This is a genomic window from Spirosoma spitsbergense DSM 19989 (assembly GCF_000374085.1).
Lineage (GTDB): Bacteria > Bacteroidota > Bacteroidia > Cytophagales > Spirosomataceae > Spirosoma > Spirosoma spitsbergense.
Window position 1 is genome coordinate 117,881 of record NZ_KB893548.1, and the last position, 15,110, is coordinate 132,990.

16 protein-coding genes are annotated in these 15,110 nt (G+C 48.2%); 9 read left to right on the forward strand and 7 right to left on the reverse strand.

Going from position 1 to position 15,110, the window contains the following annotated elements; genetic code table 11:
* The first annotated feature begins 72 nt into the window (after positions 1 to 72).
* Positions 73 to 1,251, forward strand: a complete 1,179-nt coding sequence (locus tag B157_RS0116665; RefSeq protein WP_020604445.1) for a Gfo/Idh/MocA family protein — start codon at positions 73 to 75, stop codon at positions 1,249 to 1,251.
* Positions 1,252 to 1,351: 100 nt separating this feature from the next.
* Here B157_RS0116665 and B157_RS0116670 read toward each other — a convergent pair whose 3' ends face one another.
* From B157_RS0116670 to malQ, 5 genes are all read right to left on the reverse strand, one after another.
* Entirely contained in the window at positions 1,352 to 1,834 is a 483-nt protein-coding gene (locus tag B157_RS0116670) for a heme-binding domain-containing protein (protein ID WP_020604446.1), read from the reverse strand.
* A gap of 73 nt (positions 1,835 to 1,907) precedes the next feature.
* Positions 1,908 to 2,630 carry an ABC transporter ATP-binding protein gene (locus B157_RS0116675; RefSeq protein ID WP_020604447.1) on the reverse strand — a complete coding sequence of 241 codons (723 nt, stop codon included), beginning with the start codon at positions 2,628 to 2,630 and terminating at the stop codon, positions 1,908 to 1,910.
* Positions 2,631 to 2,641: 11 nt separating this feature from the next.
* A complete protein-coding gene (locus B157_RS0116680; protein WP_020604448.1) occupies positions 2,642 to 3,154 on the reverse strand; it encodes a hypothetical protein in 513 nt (170 codons plus the stop codon).
* Between the two features lie 31 nt (positions 3,155 to 3,185).
* Complete coding sequence (locus B157_RS0116685; RefSeq protein WP_020604449.1) at positions 3,186 to 6,200, reverse strand: tetratricopeptide repeat protein; 3,015 nt, start codon at positions 6,198 to 6,200, stop codon at positions 3,186 to 3,188.
* Between the two features lie 33 nt (positions 6,201 to 6,233).
* Positions 6,234 to 7,817, reverse strand: a complete 1,584-nt coding sequence (gene malQ / locus B157_RS0116690; RefSeq protein WP_026308753.1) for a 4-alpha-glucanotransferase — start codon at positions 7,815 to 7,817, stop codon at positions 6,234 to 6,236.
* 259 nt (positions 7,818 to 8,076) lie between these two features.
* On the opposite strand from malQ, the gene atpD reads away from it, so the two are divergent.
* The 4 genes from atpD (at position 8,077) to udk (ending at position 11,466) form a co-directional block, all read left to right on the forward strand.
* Complete coding sequence (gene atpD / locus B157_RS0116695) at positions 8,077 to 9,603, forward strand: F0F1 ATP synthase subunit beta (protein ID WP_020604451.1); 1,527 nt, start codon at positions 8,077 to 8,079, stop codon at positions 9,601 to 9,603.
* A 120-nt stretch (positions 9,604 to 9,723) separates the two neighbouring features.
* The gene (locus B157_RS0116700; protein WP_157618467.1) at positions 9,724 to 10,401 is read left to right on the forward strand and encodes a hypothetical protein; all 678 of its coding nucleotides are present in this window, start codon (positions 9,724 to 9,726) and stop codon (positions 10,399 to 10,401) included.
* Between the two features lie 88 nt (positions 10,402 to 10,489).
* Complete coding sequence (gene atpC / locus B157_RS0116705; protein ID WP_020604453.1) at positions 10,490 to 10,735, forward strand: ATP synthase F1 subunit epsilon; 246 nt, start codon at positions 10,490 to 10,492, stop codon at positions 10,733 to 10,735.
* A gap of 113 nt (positions 10,736 to 10,848) precedes the next feature.
* Positions 10,849 to 11,466 carry a uridine kinase gene (gene udk / locus B157_RS0116710; RefSeq protein ID WP_020604454.1) on the forward strand — a complete coding sequence of 206 codons (618 nt, stop codon included), beginning with the start codon at positions 10,849 to 10,851 and terminating at the stop codon, positions 11,464 to 11,466.
* 17 nt (positions 11,467 to 11,483) lie between these two features.
* Here udk and B157_RS0116715 read toward each other — a convergent pair whose 3' ends face one another.
* On the reverse strand, positions 11,484 to 12,140 hold the full coding sequence (locus B157_RS0116715) for a class I SAM-dependent methyltransferase (protein ID WP_020604455.1): 657 nt from the start codon (positions 12,138 to 12,140) through the stop codon (positions 11,484 to 11,486).
* Between the two features lie 66 nt (positions 12,141 to 12,206).
* Positions 12,207 to 13,262 carry a ferredoxin--NADP reductase gene (locus tag B157_RS0116720; protein WP_020604456.1) on the reverse strand — a complete coding sequence of 352 codons (1,056 nt, stop codon included), beginning with the start codon at positions 13,260 to 13,262 and terminating at the stop codon, positions 12,207 to 12,209.
* A gap of 11 nt (positions 13,263 to 13,273) precedes the next feature.
* On the opposite strand from B157_RS0116720, the gene B157_RS40100 reads away from it, so the two are divergent.
* The 4 genes from B157_RS40100 (at position 13,274) to B157_RS0116735 (ending at position 15,106) form a co-directional block, all read left to right on the forward strand.
* Entirely contained in the window at positions 13,274 to 13,399 is a 126-nt protein-coding gene (locus B157_RS40100; protein WP_281168475.1) for a hypothetical protein, read from the forward strand.
* A gap of 120 nt (positions 13,400 to 13,519) precedes the next feature.
* Positions 13,520 to 14,509, forward strand: a complete 990-nt coding sequence (gene nadA, locus B157_RS0116725) for a quinolinate synthase NadA (RefSeq protein ID WP_020604457.1) — start codon at positions 13,520 to 13,522, stop codon at positions 14,507 to 14,509.
* 11 nt (positions 14,510 to 14,520) lie between these two features.
* Positions 14,521 to 14,751, forward strand: coding sequence for a DUF433 domain-containing protein (locus B157_RS0116730; RefSeq protein ID WP_020604458.1), 231 nt, complete (start codon positions 14,521 to 14,523; stop codon positions 14,749 to 14,751).
* Positions 14,735 to 15,106 carry a DUF5615 family PIN-like protein gene (locus B157_RS0116735; protein ID WP_020604459.1) on the forward strand — a complete coding sequence of 124 codons (372 nt, stop codon included), beginning with the start codon at positions 14,735 to 14,737 and terminating at the stop codon, positions 15,104 to 15,106. The genes B157_RS0116730 and B157_RS0116735 overlap by 17 nt, the downstream gene beginning before the upstream one ends.
* Positions 15,107 to 15,110 lie beyond the last annotated feature (4 nt).

Genomic DNA, 15,110 nt, shown 5'->3' on the forward strand with positions numbered 1-15,110 from the left:
AAAGCCGCCCTCGGTACTTTTTCATGAACTCCAGCGCGTGATGTGTTTTACGTGGCTCTATAACTGACTATCATGAAAAATCAGCAGTCCAATTCCCGAAGAACTTTTTTGCGTAATCTTGGCACAGGTGCATCGGCATTGTCGTTACCCTTACTCGGCTATGCCGACAATCAATTTGTTCAGAATGAAACCAGTGGGCTGTACTCTTTATTAACCAACCCGAATGGCGAGCCTTTAGGCCAGCCCGGTCGAAAACTGGGTATTGCCTTGGTAGGGCTGGGATACTACAGCAAAAACCTGCTGGCCCCAGCCTTGCAGGAGACGAAGAACTGCCGCTTGGCTGGTATTGTAACCGGGACACCCGCCAAGGCCGAGGAATGGATGAAGAAATACAACATTCCTAAGGAGAACGTGTACGACTATAAAACCTTCGACCGGATTGCCGATAACAAGGATATCGATGTTATCTATGTTGTTTTGCCTAATTCGATGCACGAAGAATATGTTGTTCGGGCGGCTCAGGCGGGTAAGCATGTCATATGCGAGAAGCCCATGGCGATCACACCGAAGGCTTGTCAGAATATGATTGATGCTTGTAAAAAGGCCAATAAACAACTGGCCATCGGCTACCGGCTTCATTATGAGCCATTCACCAAAGAAGTAATGAGACTGGGTCAGGAAAAAGTATTCGGCCCTATAAAATTCGTTGAAGCCAGCGATGGTTTTCGTATTGGCGACCCGACGCAATGGCGTATGAAAAAGGCAATGGCTGGTGGTGGTCCACTGATGGACGTTGGTATCTACGCCGTACAGGGCGCGCGCTACGTTACGGGCGAAGAACCTATTTCGGTAACTGCGCAGTTTTCGCCTAAAACAGAGCCGGAAAAGTTCAAAGAAGTGGAGGAGACGATGTTTTGGCAGTTTCAGTTTCCGAGCGGAGCGGTTTCTAACTCAACGACCAGCTATACAGCGGGTGTTGAGCGACTATATGCGTCCTGTGAGAAAGGCTGGTTTGAACTGTCACCAGCTTTTGGTTACGGTCCCTTGAAAGGAAGAACAAGCAAAGGTCCTATTGAGCAGCCAGTCGTTAATCACCAGGCCATGCACATGGATGGCGTTTGTAACGATTTATTAGCGGGAAAGAAACTGCCTGACCATGTAACGGGCGGGGAAGGTAAGCGCGATGTTACGCTATTACAGGCCATTTACCAGGCTGCCGAAACAGGGAAGAAGATAAATCTGAGGGCTTAGGTCAATTCACCTGAACTCTGTGGAGAACACATATTCATTCGTGACCGTTTTTCTAAATAGTCAGGAATGGACGTGCGTTCTCCACAAATAAACGCCCTGCTTAGTGCTGAAGCTCTTTTTTCTCATCGGCCGGGGCTGGGATCTGGTTTCGCAAGCCGTTAGCCCAGTCGGCTATTAGTTTGGCTTCTTCGGAACTTAGATTAGCGTCATGATGAATCCACAGATACGAATCCAGCGGCATCCAGCCTTCCGTTACGGCCTTACCCACTTCTTCCAGTTTATGACGGGCTTTTTTGGGAGGATAAGAAGCAAACTCATTAAAATTAAGCTCACCTTTGCCTTCCTGGACATGGTGATTGAGAAACCAGGCAACCGGTTGAATATTGTTGTACCAGGGGTATTCAGTGTTATTGGAATGGCAGTCGAAGCAGGAGCGTTTTAATACGGCATGAATAGTAGCCGGAACCGCATATTTCGTTGTAATATCGTTGGTTGCCATGCCGACTGCCTGATTTTTTTCTGGTCGGATAAACTGAATGGCAACCAGAATGACGAGTAGTGTCAGCAGAACTTTTCGGAGCATAGCAGTTAGTACAAAGAATGCGTGAAAAACGCTCGAATGTATCTGATTTTATCGTAAAAAACGCCCTCCCGCATCAGTCGAGCGACTGAATGAGTGCCTTTGCTTTCCGAATATTCGGATTTAGTAAATCGGTTTCAACCAGGCCATCGCGAAGCCGAACAATCCGGTGTGCATATTCGGCAATATCTTCTTCGTGGGTTACCATAATAACCGTGTTTCCCTTGCTATGAATCTGGTCGAAAAGGTCCATGATTTCGTAGGACGTTTTAGAGTCAAGATTACCGGTCGGTTCATCAGCCAGTAGTATACTGGGATCATTCACTAAGGCGCGGGCCACTGCTACCCGTTGCCGTTGCCCGCCCGAAAGTTCATTGGGACGGTGGCCCGCCCGGTTTTCCAACCCTACATTTTTAAGGGCCATCATGGCTTTTTCGGTCCGGTCGGCTTTGCTAAAACCAGCGTATATAAGGGGTAACGCTACATTTTCAAGCGATGTCTGTCGGGGTAGCAGGTTGAACGTTTGAAATACGAATCCAATCTCTTTATTTCTCGTTTCGGCCAGTTCATTCTCGCCCATACCGCTAACATCCTGATTGTTGAGGATATACTGCCCGGAAGTCGGCGAATCCAGACAACCAACGATGTTCATCAACGTAGATTTTCCCGAGCCTGATGGACCCATGAATGCGACATATTCGCCTTTCTTAATAGAAATGGTAATAGATTTCAGAGCCTCTACCACTTCGGTACCCATCACGTAGCGTTTGGCAATGTCGCGGGTTTCAATAATGTTCATAGTGAATTGACTTATGAGGCAATTGCAACAAGTCGGCGACGACGTTGGAAATAATTTCGGATGAATAAACCCGTTAAAATGACGACTTCTATAATGGGCGATTTTTCCTCTTTATCTACCACGATGTCTCCGGCATCTTCAAAGAATTTTCGGGTGATATCATAGTTTACAATCTCTTTTTCGGGCAAGCCATTTGGTGATTCCCGAATCATATCCCATTCTCGCATCAACATGTTATGGCGTTTCCATAGATAGGTTTGGCCTGATGACAGTTTGAGTTCTGCTTGTTTACCAAACCGCAATTCTATATGGCCAATTGGGGTATCATTAACTTTTGAATCGTACACCGTTACTGAATGATTAAGGAAACCCTCCACATCAAAACGCAGGTGAACACCGTTTAGCGAAGCCTCTACATCATGGCTAAACAGATTCCGGCGCATATCGCCAATAAGCTGACCATCCTGCATGATATGGACATCGAGGCTAAACGCTTCTTTGACCCAGTTCAGTTTTCTATTCATGATGCGTTCAGGGATAATGAACAAAGCTAACCTATTGCAGAAACTTCTTTTTACTCTTTTCGATTGACGCTAGTTTTTCCTGATAAGTTGCCAGAAACCCCTGATAATCGGCGGGCGTAGTAGCAGTCCGTAACGCTGCCAGACTACTTTCGGCGTAATCGGGAAGACCCAGGGCCAAACATAACGTAATGTATGTCTTAAGTAAAATAGCTTTGTCTTCGTTGAAAGGCAGGGCCGTTAGTAACATATCATAGGCTTCCTTTGGCTGTCCCTGTTGCTGGCTAAGTTGCGCGGCATCCGTAACAATTCGGGCATTCAGCGGGGCAAGCTGTACCGCTCGGTTGTAGTACTGCCGGGCCTGAGAAAAATGACGGGCGCGTTCATACGCCTGCCCAAGCCAGTAATTCCGTTCGGCCTCGTATGCAGGCAGAACGGCTGTTTTTGCCATTAATTCTGCCGAACCAAGACTCCGCCGAAAGGCCGACAGCCGGATAGCGGCTATCGTACGCTGCGACAGGGCTATTGCATTAATTCGGGTTGAATCGGGGAGTCCCGCTAATACTAACTGTGCGTTTCGCCATTGTAACTGATCAAGAAAATCATTCGTCAAGGCAGTACCCGCCAGCGTTTTTAGACTAGGGTCAAGGATGGTTTCCCAATAGGCACCCCGGTTCGGGTCGTCGGTGCGATAGGTTACGTAAAAGGCCTTCTCTACGTCCGTTTCCGGTTTACGTTCCTGATAATAGATCTGCCGGAGGGCATCTACGGCCGCATCATTTTTGGCGGCTGTTTCCCACAGTGACTGAGCAAAAATCGGGTCATTTGTTTTGGTTAGGGCAATAGCCCGGTAATAAATAGCGGTTGTGTCTGTGTTGTTGCTGAACATGTCGGCTGCTGGTCGATACAGGCCTTGTTCCAGCATCCATAAACCCGCAATTGACCGATAAGCGGCCCCCGCTTCCTGATTATTTTCGGCTAGTTGACTCATCAACCCGAATGCATTTACCGGGTTGTGGCGTTTGTATTCAACCACGGCCCGCGCCAGTAATAAATCGTCGGTTACGTCCTGATTGGCCGGATTCGCCGATATTTTTCGGATGAGTGTCAACTCCGTACTATCGGGTTGTTGCTTTACCAGTGCATAGTTGTACAGGCTGGCAAACTGCCCAACGCTCAATCCCGTTTGAGTCGATTTGTCTGATAGCCAGTCGAGTTTCCGGGGCTGAGTAGTATCGGTTTGGGTTACCAGCCGAAGGGCGAGGGCGTTGGCCTGATAGGCTTCGTAATCTGATTGAGATACGTTGCTGGCCAAGGTTGAATCGGCCTCCAGAACGGTTGGATTACGGGCATAAAAGGCCAGCAGATTTGATTCCGGTACGTCGGTTTGGTCGACAAATCGGGTCGCGGCTTTGTAATAATAATACGCTGAATCAGCCACACTGGTGCGGCCGTACAAATAACCAAGGTTGTTCTGGAGTTCGCCACTTTTCGGGAATTCCCTGATTCCCTTTTGCAGGGTTTTGATCGCTTCGAAAAATGAGTTTGTTTGTAAGTAAGCCTGGCTCAATCCGGCATAATCCTGTGGGTTTGGTTGCTTCAACAGGGCCTGCTGGAAGTAAAAAGCAGCAGCGGACAGGTTATTCTGAGAGCGGGCCAGGGATGCCAGCGCATAATTTGATTTGTGATTTTGAAATTCCCGCTCCAGGGCCAGGTTGTAGTAGGCGGTGGCCGAAACCGCTTCGCCACTAGCCGTATAATAATCGCCCAAACCGTTGTAATAACCAGCCATACCCTGCCGAATCGGGAAGAAACTATTTATGGATAACATAGCCACTACGAAAATGATACCGACTACCCGAAACAGGCTTAACTCCAGACGTTTGGGTTTGTATAGAACTCGGTGAACGGGCAGGTTTTTCTGGTAAACAGGCCAGAAATTGATCAGGGTATAAGCAATGAAAACCAGCCCCATCCCCAGGTGCGTGTAGACAATTATATCCTCAAATAGCTCAACCAGCGGGTCATTGGCCGTAGCGAATGCATACCCAATGGTTAGCGTAGTAAGCAACGAAAACCCGGTATACAGGTACGCACCCGAATCGCGGAAGGAGAAAACGTCCTGCTGCTGAATTAACCGGCGGAAGCCCCATACACCGATGCTCACGGAAAGTAAATAGAGGATGAAAGGGCTGACTACCAATACATTCCACTCAATGGATCGGGTGTTTTTGAGCCAGATAAGTACCAGGTTGAGTAAATACAGAGAGCTGATAAACAGAAAGTTATTGATGCCCAGCGGCTTCCGGTCGTTACCCGAGGATGTGTTTTCGTTCAACCGGCCAACCGAGGTGAGCCAGACCAGACCGGCAATGATTTCGGCCGCAATAAAAAATATGAACCCGGCGCTGAATACCAGCAAAACCGGCATTCCATAACTCACCAAAGCTAGGGCTGGAAAGGTTACCGGTGAGAGTACGCTCAGTATACCTGCTACCCCAGCCGTTAGCAGACCAAAAGCACCCAGACGAACGATAATGGGGTAGTCGGACCGGAAGGCATGGAAGTAGTAACTGAGCGACCCATAAACAAACGTAAGGAGCAGGAAAAGGTAGTTGCCGCCCAGACCCGGCACTTCAAGCATGTCCCATCGGAAAAAGGCAAGGCTAAGAATCAGCATGGCCATACTAATCAGATAGCGTAGCCGATCGAATCGCGTAACGGCACTCATGATGAGGGTAAACGCCAGACCAATGCCTGCCAGAATACCCGTCGCCAGTTCCGGCCTGACCTGCATCGTTCCCGCTACAAACTGCTCCGAAACGGCGAAGGCCTTACCATTCACCGAGTAATTGAGCAGTCCGTCTGAGAAGGAATGAAAGACCACCGGTAGTTCATTGAGTTCGCTCAGGACGTCCCAGTTAACTACGTTTCCCAATCCTCCCGACCAGGCAATAACCAACAAAATAAGGCTAACAAAAAATAAAACGAGGCTGATTACATACGTGAATCGGTATGTTCGGTCCCAGTCTTTCCAGAAAGATAACATGAAAGAGAAACGTAGTTCACGGTCCGTTAGTGCCTACCCTCGTCCCGTCATTCTGGTCAGCTTTAAAAGTTTCGTTACAACTTCATCCGTCAGTTGATTCGGGTCCAGCCGCCACTGCCAGCTACGGCCACCCGCGCCCGGTGTATTCATCCGGTGCGTTTCGTCCAGGTTAAGTACATCCTGAATGGGCAGAATAGCTAATCGCGCTACGGATTGCATGGTTAACCGGCAAATCTGATCGACTATATTCTTCTCCGTTATGTCGATACCCAGATAATCGTTGAGGTGCCGACGGTGCATATCGTCCAGTTCTCGGAACCAACCCAGGGTCGTGTTATTGTCGTGAGTACCCGAATAAACCGCAACGTTTTCGGAGTGATTATGGACCGCATGGGTAGAGGTTGGCATATCCTGACCAAAACCAAACTGTGCTACCCGCATGCCCGGTAGTCCATAATGGCGTAGATAAGGTTGTATGTCAGCCGCTTTTTCGCCTAAATCTTCGGCAATGACTGGGAGCTGTACAAACTGCCGGTGCATAGCGTGCATGAATGCTTCAATAGGGGCTTTAACCCACGTGCCCACTTTAGCCGTTGGCTCATTAACGGGAATTTCCCAGTAGACTACAAACCCCAGAAAATGGTCCAAACGGGTCAGGCTATATAGCGACATCTGGTGCCGAAGCCGACTCATCCACCAGGCAAAGCCAGTACGTTCGTGCTCAAACCAGTCGTAAATCGGGTTCCCCCACCGCTGCCCATACTCACTGAAATAATCCGGGGGCGCACCGGCCACAAAGAGAGGCTGAAATTCTTCGTCCAGTTTAAACAGTGTTGGATTAGCCCACACGTCGGCACTGTTAAACTGAACATAGATGGGAATATCGCCAATCAGGTGAATTTTCTTACCGAAGCAATAAGCCATAAGCGCGTTCCATTGCCGAAAAAAGAAGTACTGTTCTGCTTTCAGTGTCTCAATACGGTCATGAAGTCGTTCCGTGTGCCGGGCGAGCGCGTCCGGGTTGCGCCGACGTAGGTCTTCCGGCCAATGAACCCAGTTTGGCTCGCCCGTTTCTTCCTGAAAAGCCGTAAAAAGGGAATAATCATTGAGCCAGTTAGCCTGCCAGCCACAAAATCGGTCATAATCACTGCGTTGGGCAGAGTCCGCATTACTCAAAAATGCTTTGGCTGCTTTTTGTAAAAGTGGCCGTTTCTTTGTCCAGGCCACCTGCATTATGTTGGGTGCCTGAGGAAGTGGCCCGGCCGTTATTTCCTGCGCTGTACCGCCGGATATGGCGGCCATTTCAGATACGGCCACGTTTTGGACAGGCTGCTCGTTAAATACCGCCAAGTCATCGACACTCAGCCAGTTTTCATCTGCCAGAACTTCCAGGCTGATCATCAGTATGTTTCCGGCAAAGGCTGATGGACTGCTGTAGGGGGAGAAACCAGCACCGGGGTCGACCGGGGTAAGCGGCAGGATTTGCCAGTACGTTTGTCCCGATGTTTCCAGGAAGTCCGCAAACCGGTAGGCTTCAGGACCTAGGTCACCCACGCCATGAGCGGATGGTAATGACGTAATGTGAAGCAATAAGCCACTCGAACGTTGTTGTAGCATGAAAGATCAGTAAGACATTTGTCGGTCTATACCAGTGAATAGCGTGAATTTCTTCACGAAACGGCCGACTTGTTTTTGTACAAATCCGGTCAGGGTTGCTTTTGTTCAGTTTTTTATCTAAAAACCTTACTGCTAAACCCATTCGGTTCTGAATCAGGTAGAAAATGAGTAGGAAGTACCTTGTCCTTACGCTGTTTTTCTCCTACTTTTGCAGTCCCAAACAACGGGCAAATTTTCCATAAAGCAATACCACATACAAATGATTACGGCAAAAACAGTCAATACGGGTAAGATTACGCAAATAATCGGGCCGGTTGTAGACGTTAGTTTCGAGGGCGAAGGCACGCGGATTCCAGCCATTCTGGACGCTCTTAAAGTGACCAAATCTACTGGTCAGGATGTTATTCTGGAAGTCCAGCAGCATCTGGGTGAAGACCGTGTTCGCGCCATCGCGATGGATTCTACCGACGGGCTGTATCGTGGCCTGGATGTTATTGATTTGGGTCACCAGATCACCATGCCCGCAGGCGAAGAAATCCGGGGTCGTTTATTTAACGTGGTGGGCGAAGCCATTGATGGTATTCCTCAACCAAAATCGACGGGTGTCGGCCTGCCTATTCACCGGGCTGCTCCCCGATTCGAAGATCTTGCTACCTCCACAGAGGTTCTCTTTACAGGTATCAAAGTGATTGACCTGCTGGAGCCTTACGCCAAAGGTGGTAAAATTGGTCTTTTCGGTGGTGCCGGTGTGGGCAAAACTGTATTGATTCAGGAGTTGATTAACAACATTGCCAAAGCATACGCTGGTCTATCGGTTTTTGCCGGGGTTGGTGAGCGTACCCGTGAAGGAAATGACCTGCTGCGCGAAATGATCGAAGCGGGCATTATCAAATACGGGGATGCGTTCAAGCACTCCATGGAAGAGGGTGGCTGGGATTTGTCCAAAGTAGATATGGAGGAAATGAAAAAAAGCCAGGCTACGTTCGTATTTGGTCAGATGAACGAACCGCCGGGAGCACGTGCCCGCGTAGCCCTGTCGGGTCTAACCATTGCCGAGCACTTCCGCGATGGCGATGATGAAGGTGCTGGTCGCGACATTCTTTTCTTCGTCGATAATATTTTCCGTTTCACGCAGGCCGGTTCTGAAGTATCTGCTCTGTTGGGCCGGATGCCATCGGCGGTAGGATACCAGCCTACGCTGGCTACCGAAATGGGTATCATGCAGGAGCGGATTACCTCGACCAAACGGGGTTCTATCACGTCGGTACAGGCCGTTTACGTGCCTGCCGATGACTTGACTGACCCGGCTCCGGCTACAACCTTTGCTCACCTGGATGCTACGACCGTATTGAGTCGTAAAATTGCTGAGTTAGGTATCTATCCTGCTGTTGACCCGCTCGATTCGACTTCGCGGATTCTAAGCGCCGAAGTACTGGGTGACGAACACTACAACACGGCTCAACGCGTAAAGGAGATTCTCCAGCGCTATAAAGAACTTCAGGATATCATCGCTATTCTGGGTCTGGAAGAACTTTCGGAAGAAGATAAACTGGTGGTAAGCCGTGCCCGTCGGGTGCAGCGTTTCCTGTCGCAACCCTTCTTTGTGGCTGAACAGTTTACGGGTCTGAAAGGCGTTCTGGTTCCCATCGAAGATACCATCAAAGGATTCAATCAAATCATTGACGGAAAATATGACCACCTGCCCGAAGCGGCTTTTAACCTGGTTGGCACCATTGAAGATGCCATTGCCAAAGGTGAAAGACTGATGAAAGAAGCTGGTCAGTAAATCCGGGTTCCTGATTCGATGTTTATGGCTTGTAGAGCATTTTTACAACCATAAACATCGAATCAAGTCAACTTCTCCTTCATCGACTCTCATCAGTTCACATATAAACCAGTTGCGCTTATGAATACGACTCGATGTAGGTTAGGAGTAGCTAGTTTGTTCGTCTGTTTGATGACTACCAGCGTTTTTGCGCAGTTTACAACGCCGACAATTCCGTCGGTTCCGGAAAAAACTACGGTGGCTGGAGCCGCTACTGATTCAGCCAGTAGTACTTCGGCTATGACAACTGCGGATACGACGAACAGCCACCTCGATCAGGCCGTTTCGGCGCTCGATAAAGGGGATAAAGTAGCGTCGGCCCAGGAACTTAAAACGGGTATTGCCGCTCTGGAAACACAGGCAACTCAGCAACCAACCTCCTTTAAGGATAAACTGCTGGCACAGGCTGGAAAGTTAAAGGCACTGTTACCGCTTATTATGGGCGGTGGAATGAGCAGTGGCGTTTTAGGGAAAGCCGTTGGTTTAGCCAAACTCGCGTCGGGAGGTAATAAAATCGCCGGGCTGATGTCGGCAGGGTCACTGATTGGTAAAGGTAGCCAGTTAACGAGTAGCCTGTCGGGCCTGAGCGGGGCCATGTCTGTATTGGGTGGTGGTGCTTCAACAGGGCAGTCACTGATATCGACGGCAATGAGTAGTGTTGGTAAACTCGATCAAGGTGGTATGGTTGCCAAAGCCGCTGAACCGGCCGTAAAAAATCAGCTCGGCAGCGTCCTCAATTTTGTTAAGGGAGCTTTGTAGAAATTATAAATGATGACTAATAAATGAGCTGACACGCAGAAACAGATGTGTAATCTAATTTATCAGTCATAATCCATCATTAAATAGCATGACAGTAGATATTATAACGCCTGATCGTAAGGTTTTTTCTGGAGAAGCCAGTGCCGTTACATTTCCGGGAATCGATGGGCAATTTCAGGTCTTGAATGACCATGCCCCTCTGGTAAGTACACTGGCAAAAGGGCAAATGATTGTACAATCGTCTGCCGGTCAGCAGACATTTACTGTTGATGGTGGCGTAGTGGAAGTACTTCAGAACCGGGTACTGGTGCTTGCCGAATCGGTTGTAATGTAGGCGTAACAGTTGTTCCAGAAAAAAGCGATTCACTTAGAAATAAGTGAACCGCTTTTTTGTTGCCCTTACCAGTTGATTTACTATTTATTCTTGCTTCATCCAGTACGATACATATGACTCCCAAACCGTTCATAGTGGGCATTACCGGCGGCAGTGCCTCGGGCAAAACGTCATTTTTGAAAGGCGTACTAAGCGCGTTCTCCGAAGACCAGATTTGTCTGATTTCACAGGATAATTATTACCTCAGTCGTGACATAATTCCGGTTGATGATCAGGGAATTCACAACTTCGACTTACCTGAAACCATTGACCACCATCTGTATGCTCAACATATTGGTCAGTTGCGCGATGGGCAGATAATTACGCAGAAAGAGTACACATTCAACAATCCGGCTATCATTCCCCGGATTCTGACGTTTAATCCGGCACCAATCATTGTGGTGGAGGGCATATTCGTTTTTCACTTCCGCGAACTGGCCGACCAGATGGATTTAAAAATCTTCATCGATGCCAAAAACAGTATCAAGCTGGAACGGCGCGTTAAACGGGATGCCGAAGAGCGGGGCTACGACCTCGACGATGTGATGTATCGCTGGAAATACCACGTAAAGCCGACGTACAGGCAGTTTATCAAGCCTTATCGAGCTGAGGCCGATATTGTTATCCCCAACAATAATCATTACCAGAAAGGACTGGATGTGGTGATTGCCTTTTTGAAAACGAAGGTGTAATAATCAGATTGAACAACTTACACAGGTCTGCTAGTAACTAAAACCGTGACTAGAGACAGCATTTGCCCATTGATTTGTTGTGGAGGCTCATCTTTTGTGGATGTACTCATTACCTCAAAGTGATTGGCTTCCAATAGCTTGTGTACGTCTTCTGATTCGAAAGTTTGAAAGCCATACGCTACATGTGGAATGTTCACCATGATTGATCTAGGGCGAAAAACGAGTTCTAAAATACCTGATGAATCCAGTACACGGTGTAGTTCCGCCAGTTCAGTAATCGGATTCTCCCAGAAATAAATTACGTTGACGGCAAACGCCCTGGAAAATGAATTGTCGGCGAAAGGCATTGTTGGGCCATCCCGTAGAACAAACCGCGCCTGACCAGTTTCCACCAATAGCGAATTCAAGTGTCTAGCCTGATTGACCATTAGTTCGGCATGGTCGTATCCTGTATACGTAACGGATGTTGCCGAGTTAATAATACTGGGCACAAAGAGACCATTACCCGGGCCTATTTCAAGAATCCGATCATTAGGCTGGATGGTAAGTTCTTCAATGGCCCAGCGATTCATTAACTCATTACTTACATTCATTCGCTCTGCCACTTCAATGCCGTGTTCGCCATGTGGCTGGCGATGTTGCTGCGCTATTTTGCGTAATGTGTTATTGTCCATTTTGTTAGGCAATCATCTGTGGTTGGAATTTAGCTACTATTGGCCGTGTAGCGATTTTAGATCTATTCAAAGCTCAATAACAACGTCGTGACTTTCTGGGTATCCCGTACAGGTGAGCACCCAGCCATCGGCCAGGTCATGCTCGGTCAGGACATCGTTTATGGTCATGTAAACGCTACCCGACAGGCATCGGGCAATGCAGGTAGAGCAACGCCCGCCCCGGCAGCTATACGGTAAGTGGATACCCTCATCCAGCGCAGCCTGTAAAATTGATTTGTAGGCCGGAACCTGTATCTCAACCTCCTGACCCCGAAAGTGAATTAAAACCGTCCGGTCTTGTGCTAAAATAGGTGGGGGTGTCGCTGTTACCGGGTTTATCACGAAATTTTCCTGCCGAATTTGTTCCCGCCGGAAACCACTGAATACCAGTGAAAACTGAACCATTCGCATATAATCGGACGGGCCGCAGATATAGAAACGCAGCGTTTCGGGTGTCGATGCACCAACTAGTTCGGGTAGTAATTGCTCAAGCAGTACGTTGTTCAAGCGGCCCCGTAGTCCGGTCCAATAATCGGGTGGGTTACTCAGTAAATATAAGAGTTTGAAACGGTTGGAGAACTGGCGTTGGAGGTCATCTAATTCCGATTGGAAAATAATACTTTCCTGCGTTGAGTTACTGTACAGAAGCGTTACGTGCTGATTTGTATTCGTCCATAAAATCTGCTTCAACAAAGAGAATAGGGGCGTTATACCACTACCTGCCCCCAGCAATATAATGTTTCCTGATTGTTTATCATCCAGCGTAAATCGCCCGGCAGGATGCAAAGTCGTCAGTACATCACCTACTTGCAGGGTATCCACTAAAAACCGCGAAATCTCTCCGTTTTGAACGCGCTTGATGGTCAGGCGCAGCGGTTCTCCGGGAGCCGAACTAAGGGAGTATGACCGGCGAACCTCGTGCCCATTATGCCTAAGAATCAAGGTCAGAAATTGCCCGGCCTGATACGAAACAGGCTGACCGTTTATCGGTTCGAGAAAATAGCTTTTTACCGCAGACTGGCCTGGCGATTTAGTTTCGGGACTAATACGAACGATGCGTAGTTGAAGAAATTCATCGGTCATGCAAAAAACGTTTGGCTCCAGAACTAACTAATTACGGAGCATTTTTTGAAAGCACAAACCATTTCCTGAAATTAGCCCGGCGTGGATATGCCCGGCCCGTCGTTACAGTGGATACGCCCAGCGTGGCCCGTCGCTAAGTATGAACGCCGTTCTTACGAATTCGATGAACTTCCACAGATAGGTAGAATCATCATTAGACGTGACGTTTTTCGTTTTCCCGTGTTATACACTTATACAGACCACCTGATATACAACCAATGGAAGCACTCCTGGAAGAAGTTCAACGCGTGGGCTACGTTAATAAAGCCGTAGCCGAGGATATTGATTTGATAGCCGAGATTAATCGGCTCAGAAAAGAGAAGAATGCCGTGATTCTGGCGCACTACTATGTGGATGAAGCCATTCAGGATTTAGCTGATTACGTTGGCGACAGTCTCGGGCTTAGTCAGCAGGCTGCTGCTACACCCGCTGATATGATTGTGTTCTGTGGAGTACATTTCATGGGCGAAACCGCTAAAGTGTTGTCGCCGAATAAGAAAGTCGTCATTCCCGATCTCAATGCAGGTTGCTCCCTGGCTGACTCCGCCCCGGCCGATAAATTTGCCGAATTCAAAGCGCAGTACCCCGACCATATCGTATTGTCATACATCAATTGCTCGGCCGATATAAAAGCACTGTCCGACATTATTGTCACGTCGTCCAATGCGCTGAAGATTGTCGAAAGCTTACCGAAAGACCAGAAGATTATCTTCGCACCGGATGCTAATCTGGGTCGTTTCGTGGCCAAAAAAACGGGCCGTGATATGGTATTATGGGAAGGTGCCTGCATTGTGCATATCGACATTTCATCAGAAAAATTAGCCAAACTCCGGGCTGAATACCCCGAAGCTAAATTCATTGCTCACCCCGAATGTCAGGAACATATTTTGAGTCAGGCCGATTTTGTAGGGTCAACCACGGCACTACTCAAATATGTGGTAGACAGCCCCGAACAAACGCTGATTATCGGCACGGAAGCGGGTATTTTGCACAAGATGAAGCTGGCTGCTCCGCACAAGAAACTCATTCCGGCCCCGGCTACGGCAAACAATACCTGCGCCTGTTCGGAATGCCCTTACATGAAAATGAATACGCTCGAAAAGTTGTACAATTGTATGCTGTACGAGCAACCCGAAATTCTGGTGCCGGAGGCTGTGCGTGTGAAAGCGTATGAATCCGTAGCGCGAATGCTGGAATTGAGCAAGTAAACGGAATAGACATGAACTGGAGGGACTATATTTCATCTGACCCAAGCATACTGTTTGGAAAACCAGTGATAAAAGGAACGCGTGTTCCCGTAGACTTAATTCTGGAAAAGCTGGGAAATGGGGAAACGATGGAACAGGTGCTGGAAGCATATCCCAGAGTTACTGAAATGGCCATTCATGCCTGCTTCCTTTTTGCATCGGACACGGTAAGAAACGAAGTTGTGTATGCCCAGGCCGGATAAATTCGGCTTTGTTGCTGACGAGAATTTCGATTTCGCTGTCGTCAAGCGTTTGCGTGAGGAGGGTCACCTCGTTCTCGCGATAGCAGAGTCATTTTCCAGTATCTCGGACCCTCAGGTTTTACAAATAGCAGTTGACCGAGAAGCGGTGTTATTAACTGAAGATAAAGATTTTGGTGAACTTGTCCATCGGCTTCGAATGCCACATTGCGGTAATCTTCTGGTCAGATTGTTCAATGTAGACAGTCTCGAAAAGGCAAAGCGAATTTCTTCTGTTATTGGAAACAGGCATGAGGAACTTATCAATAATTTCTCCGTCCTGACTAATGAACAGTTACGCATTAGACTTGCTAAATAAAAAC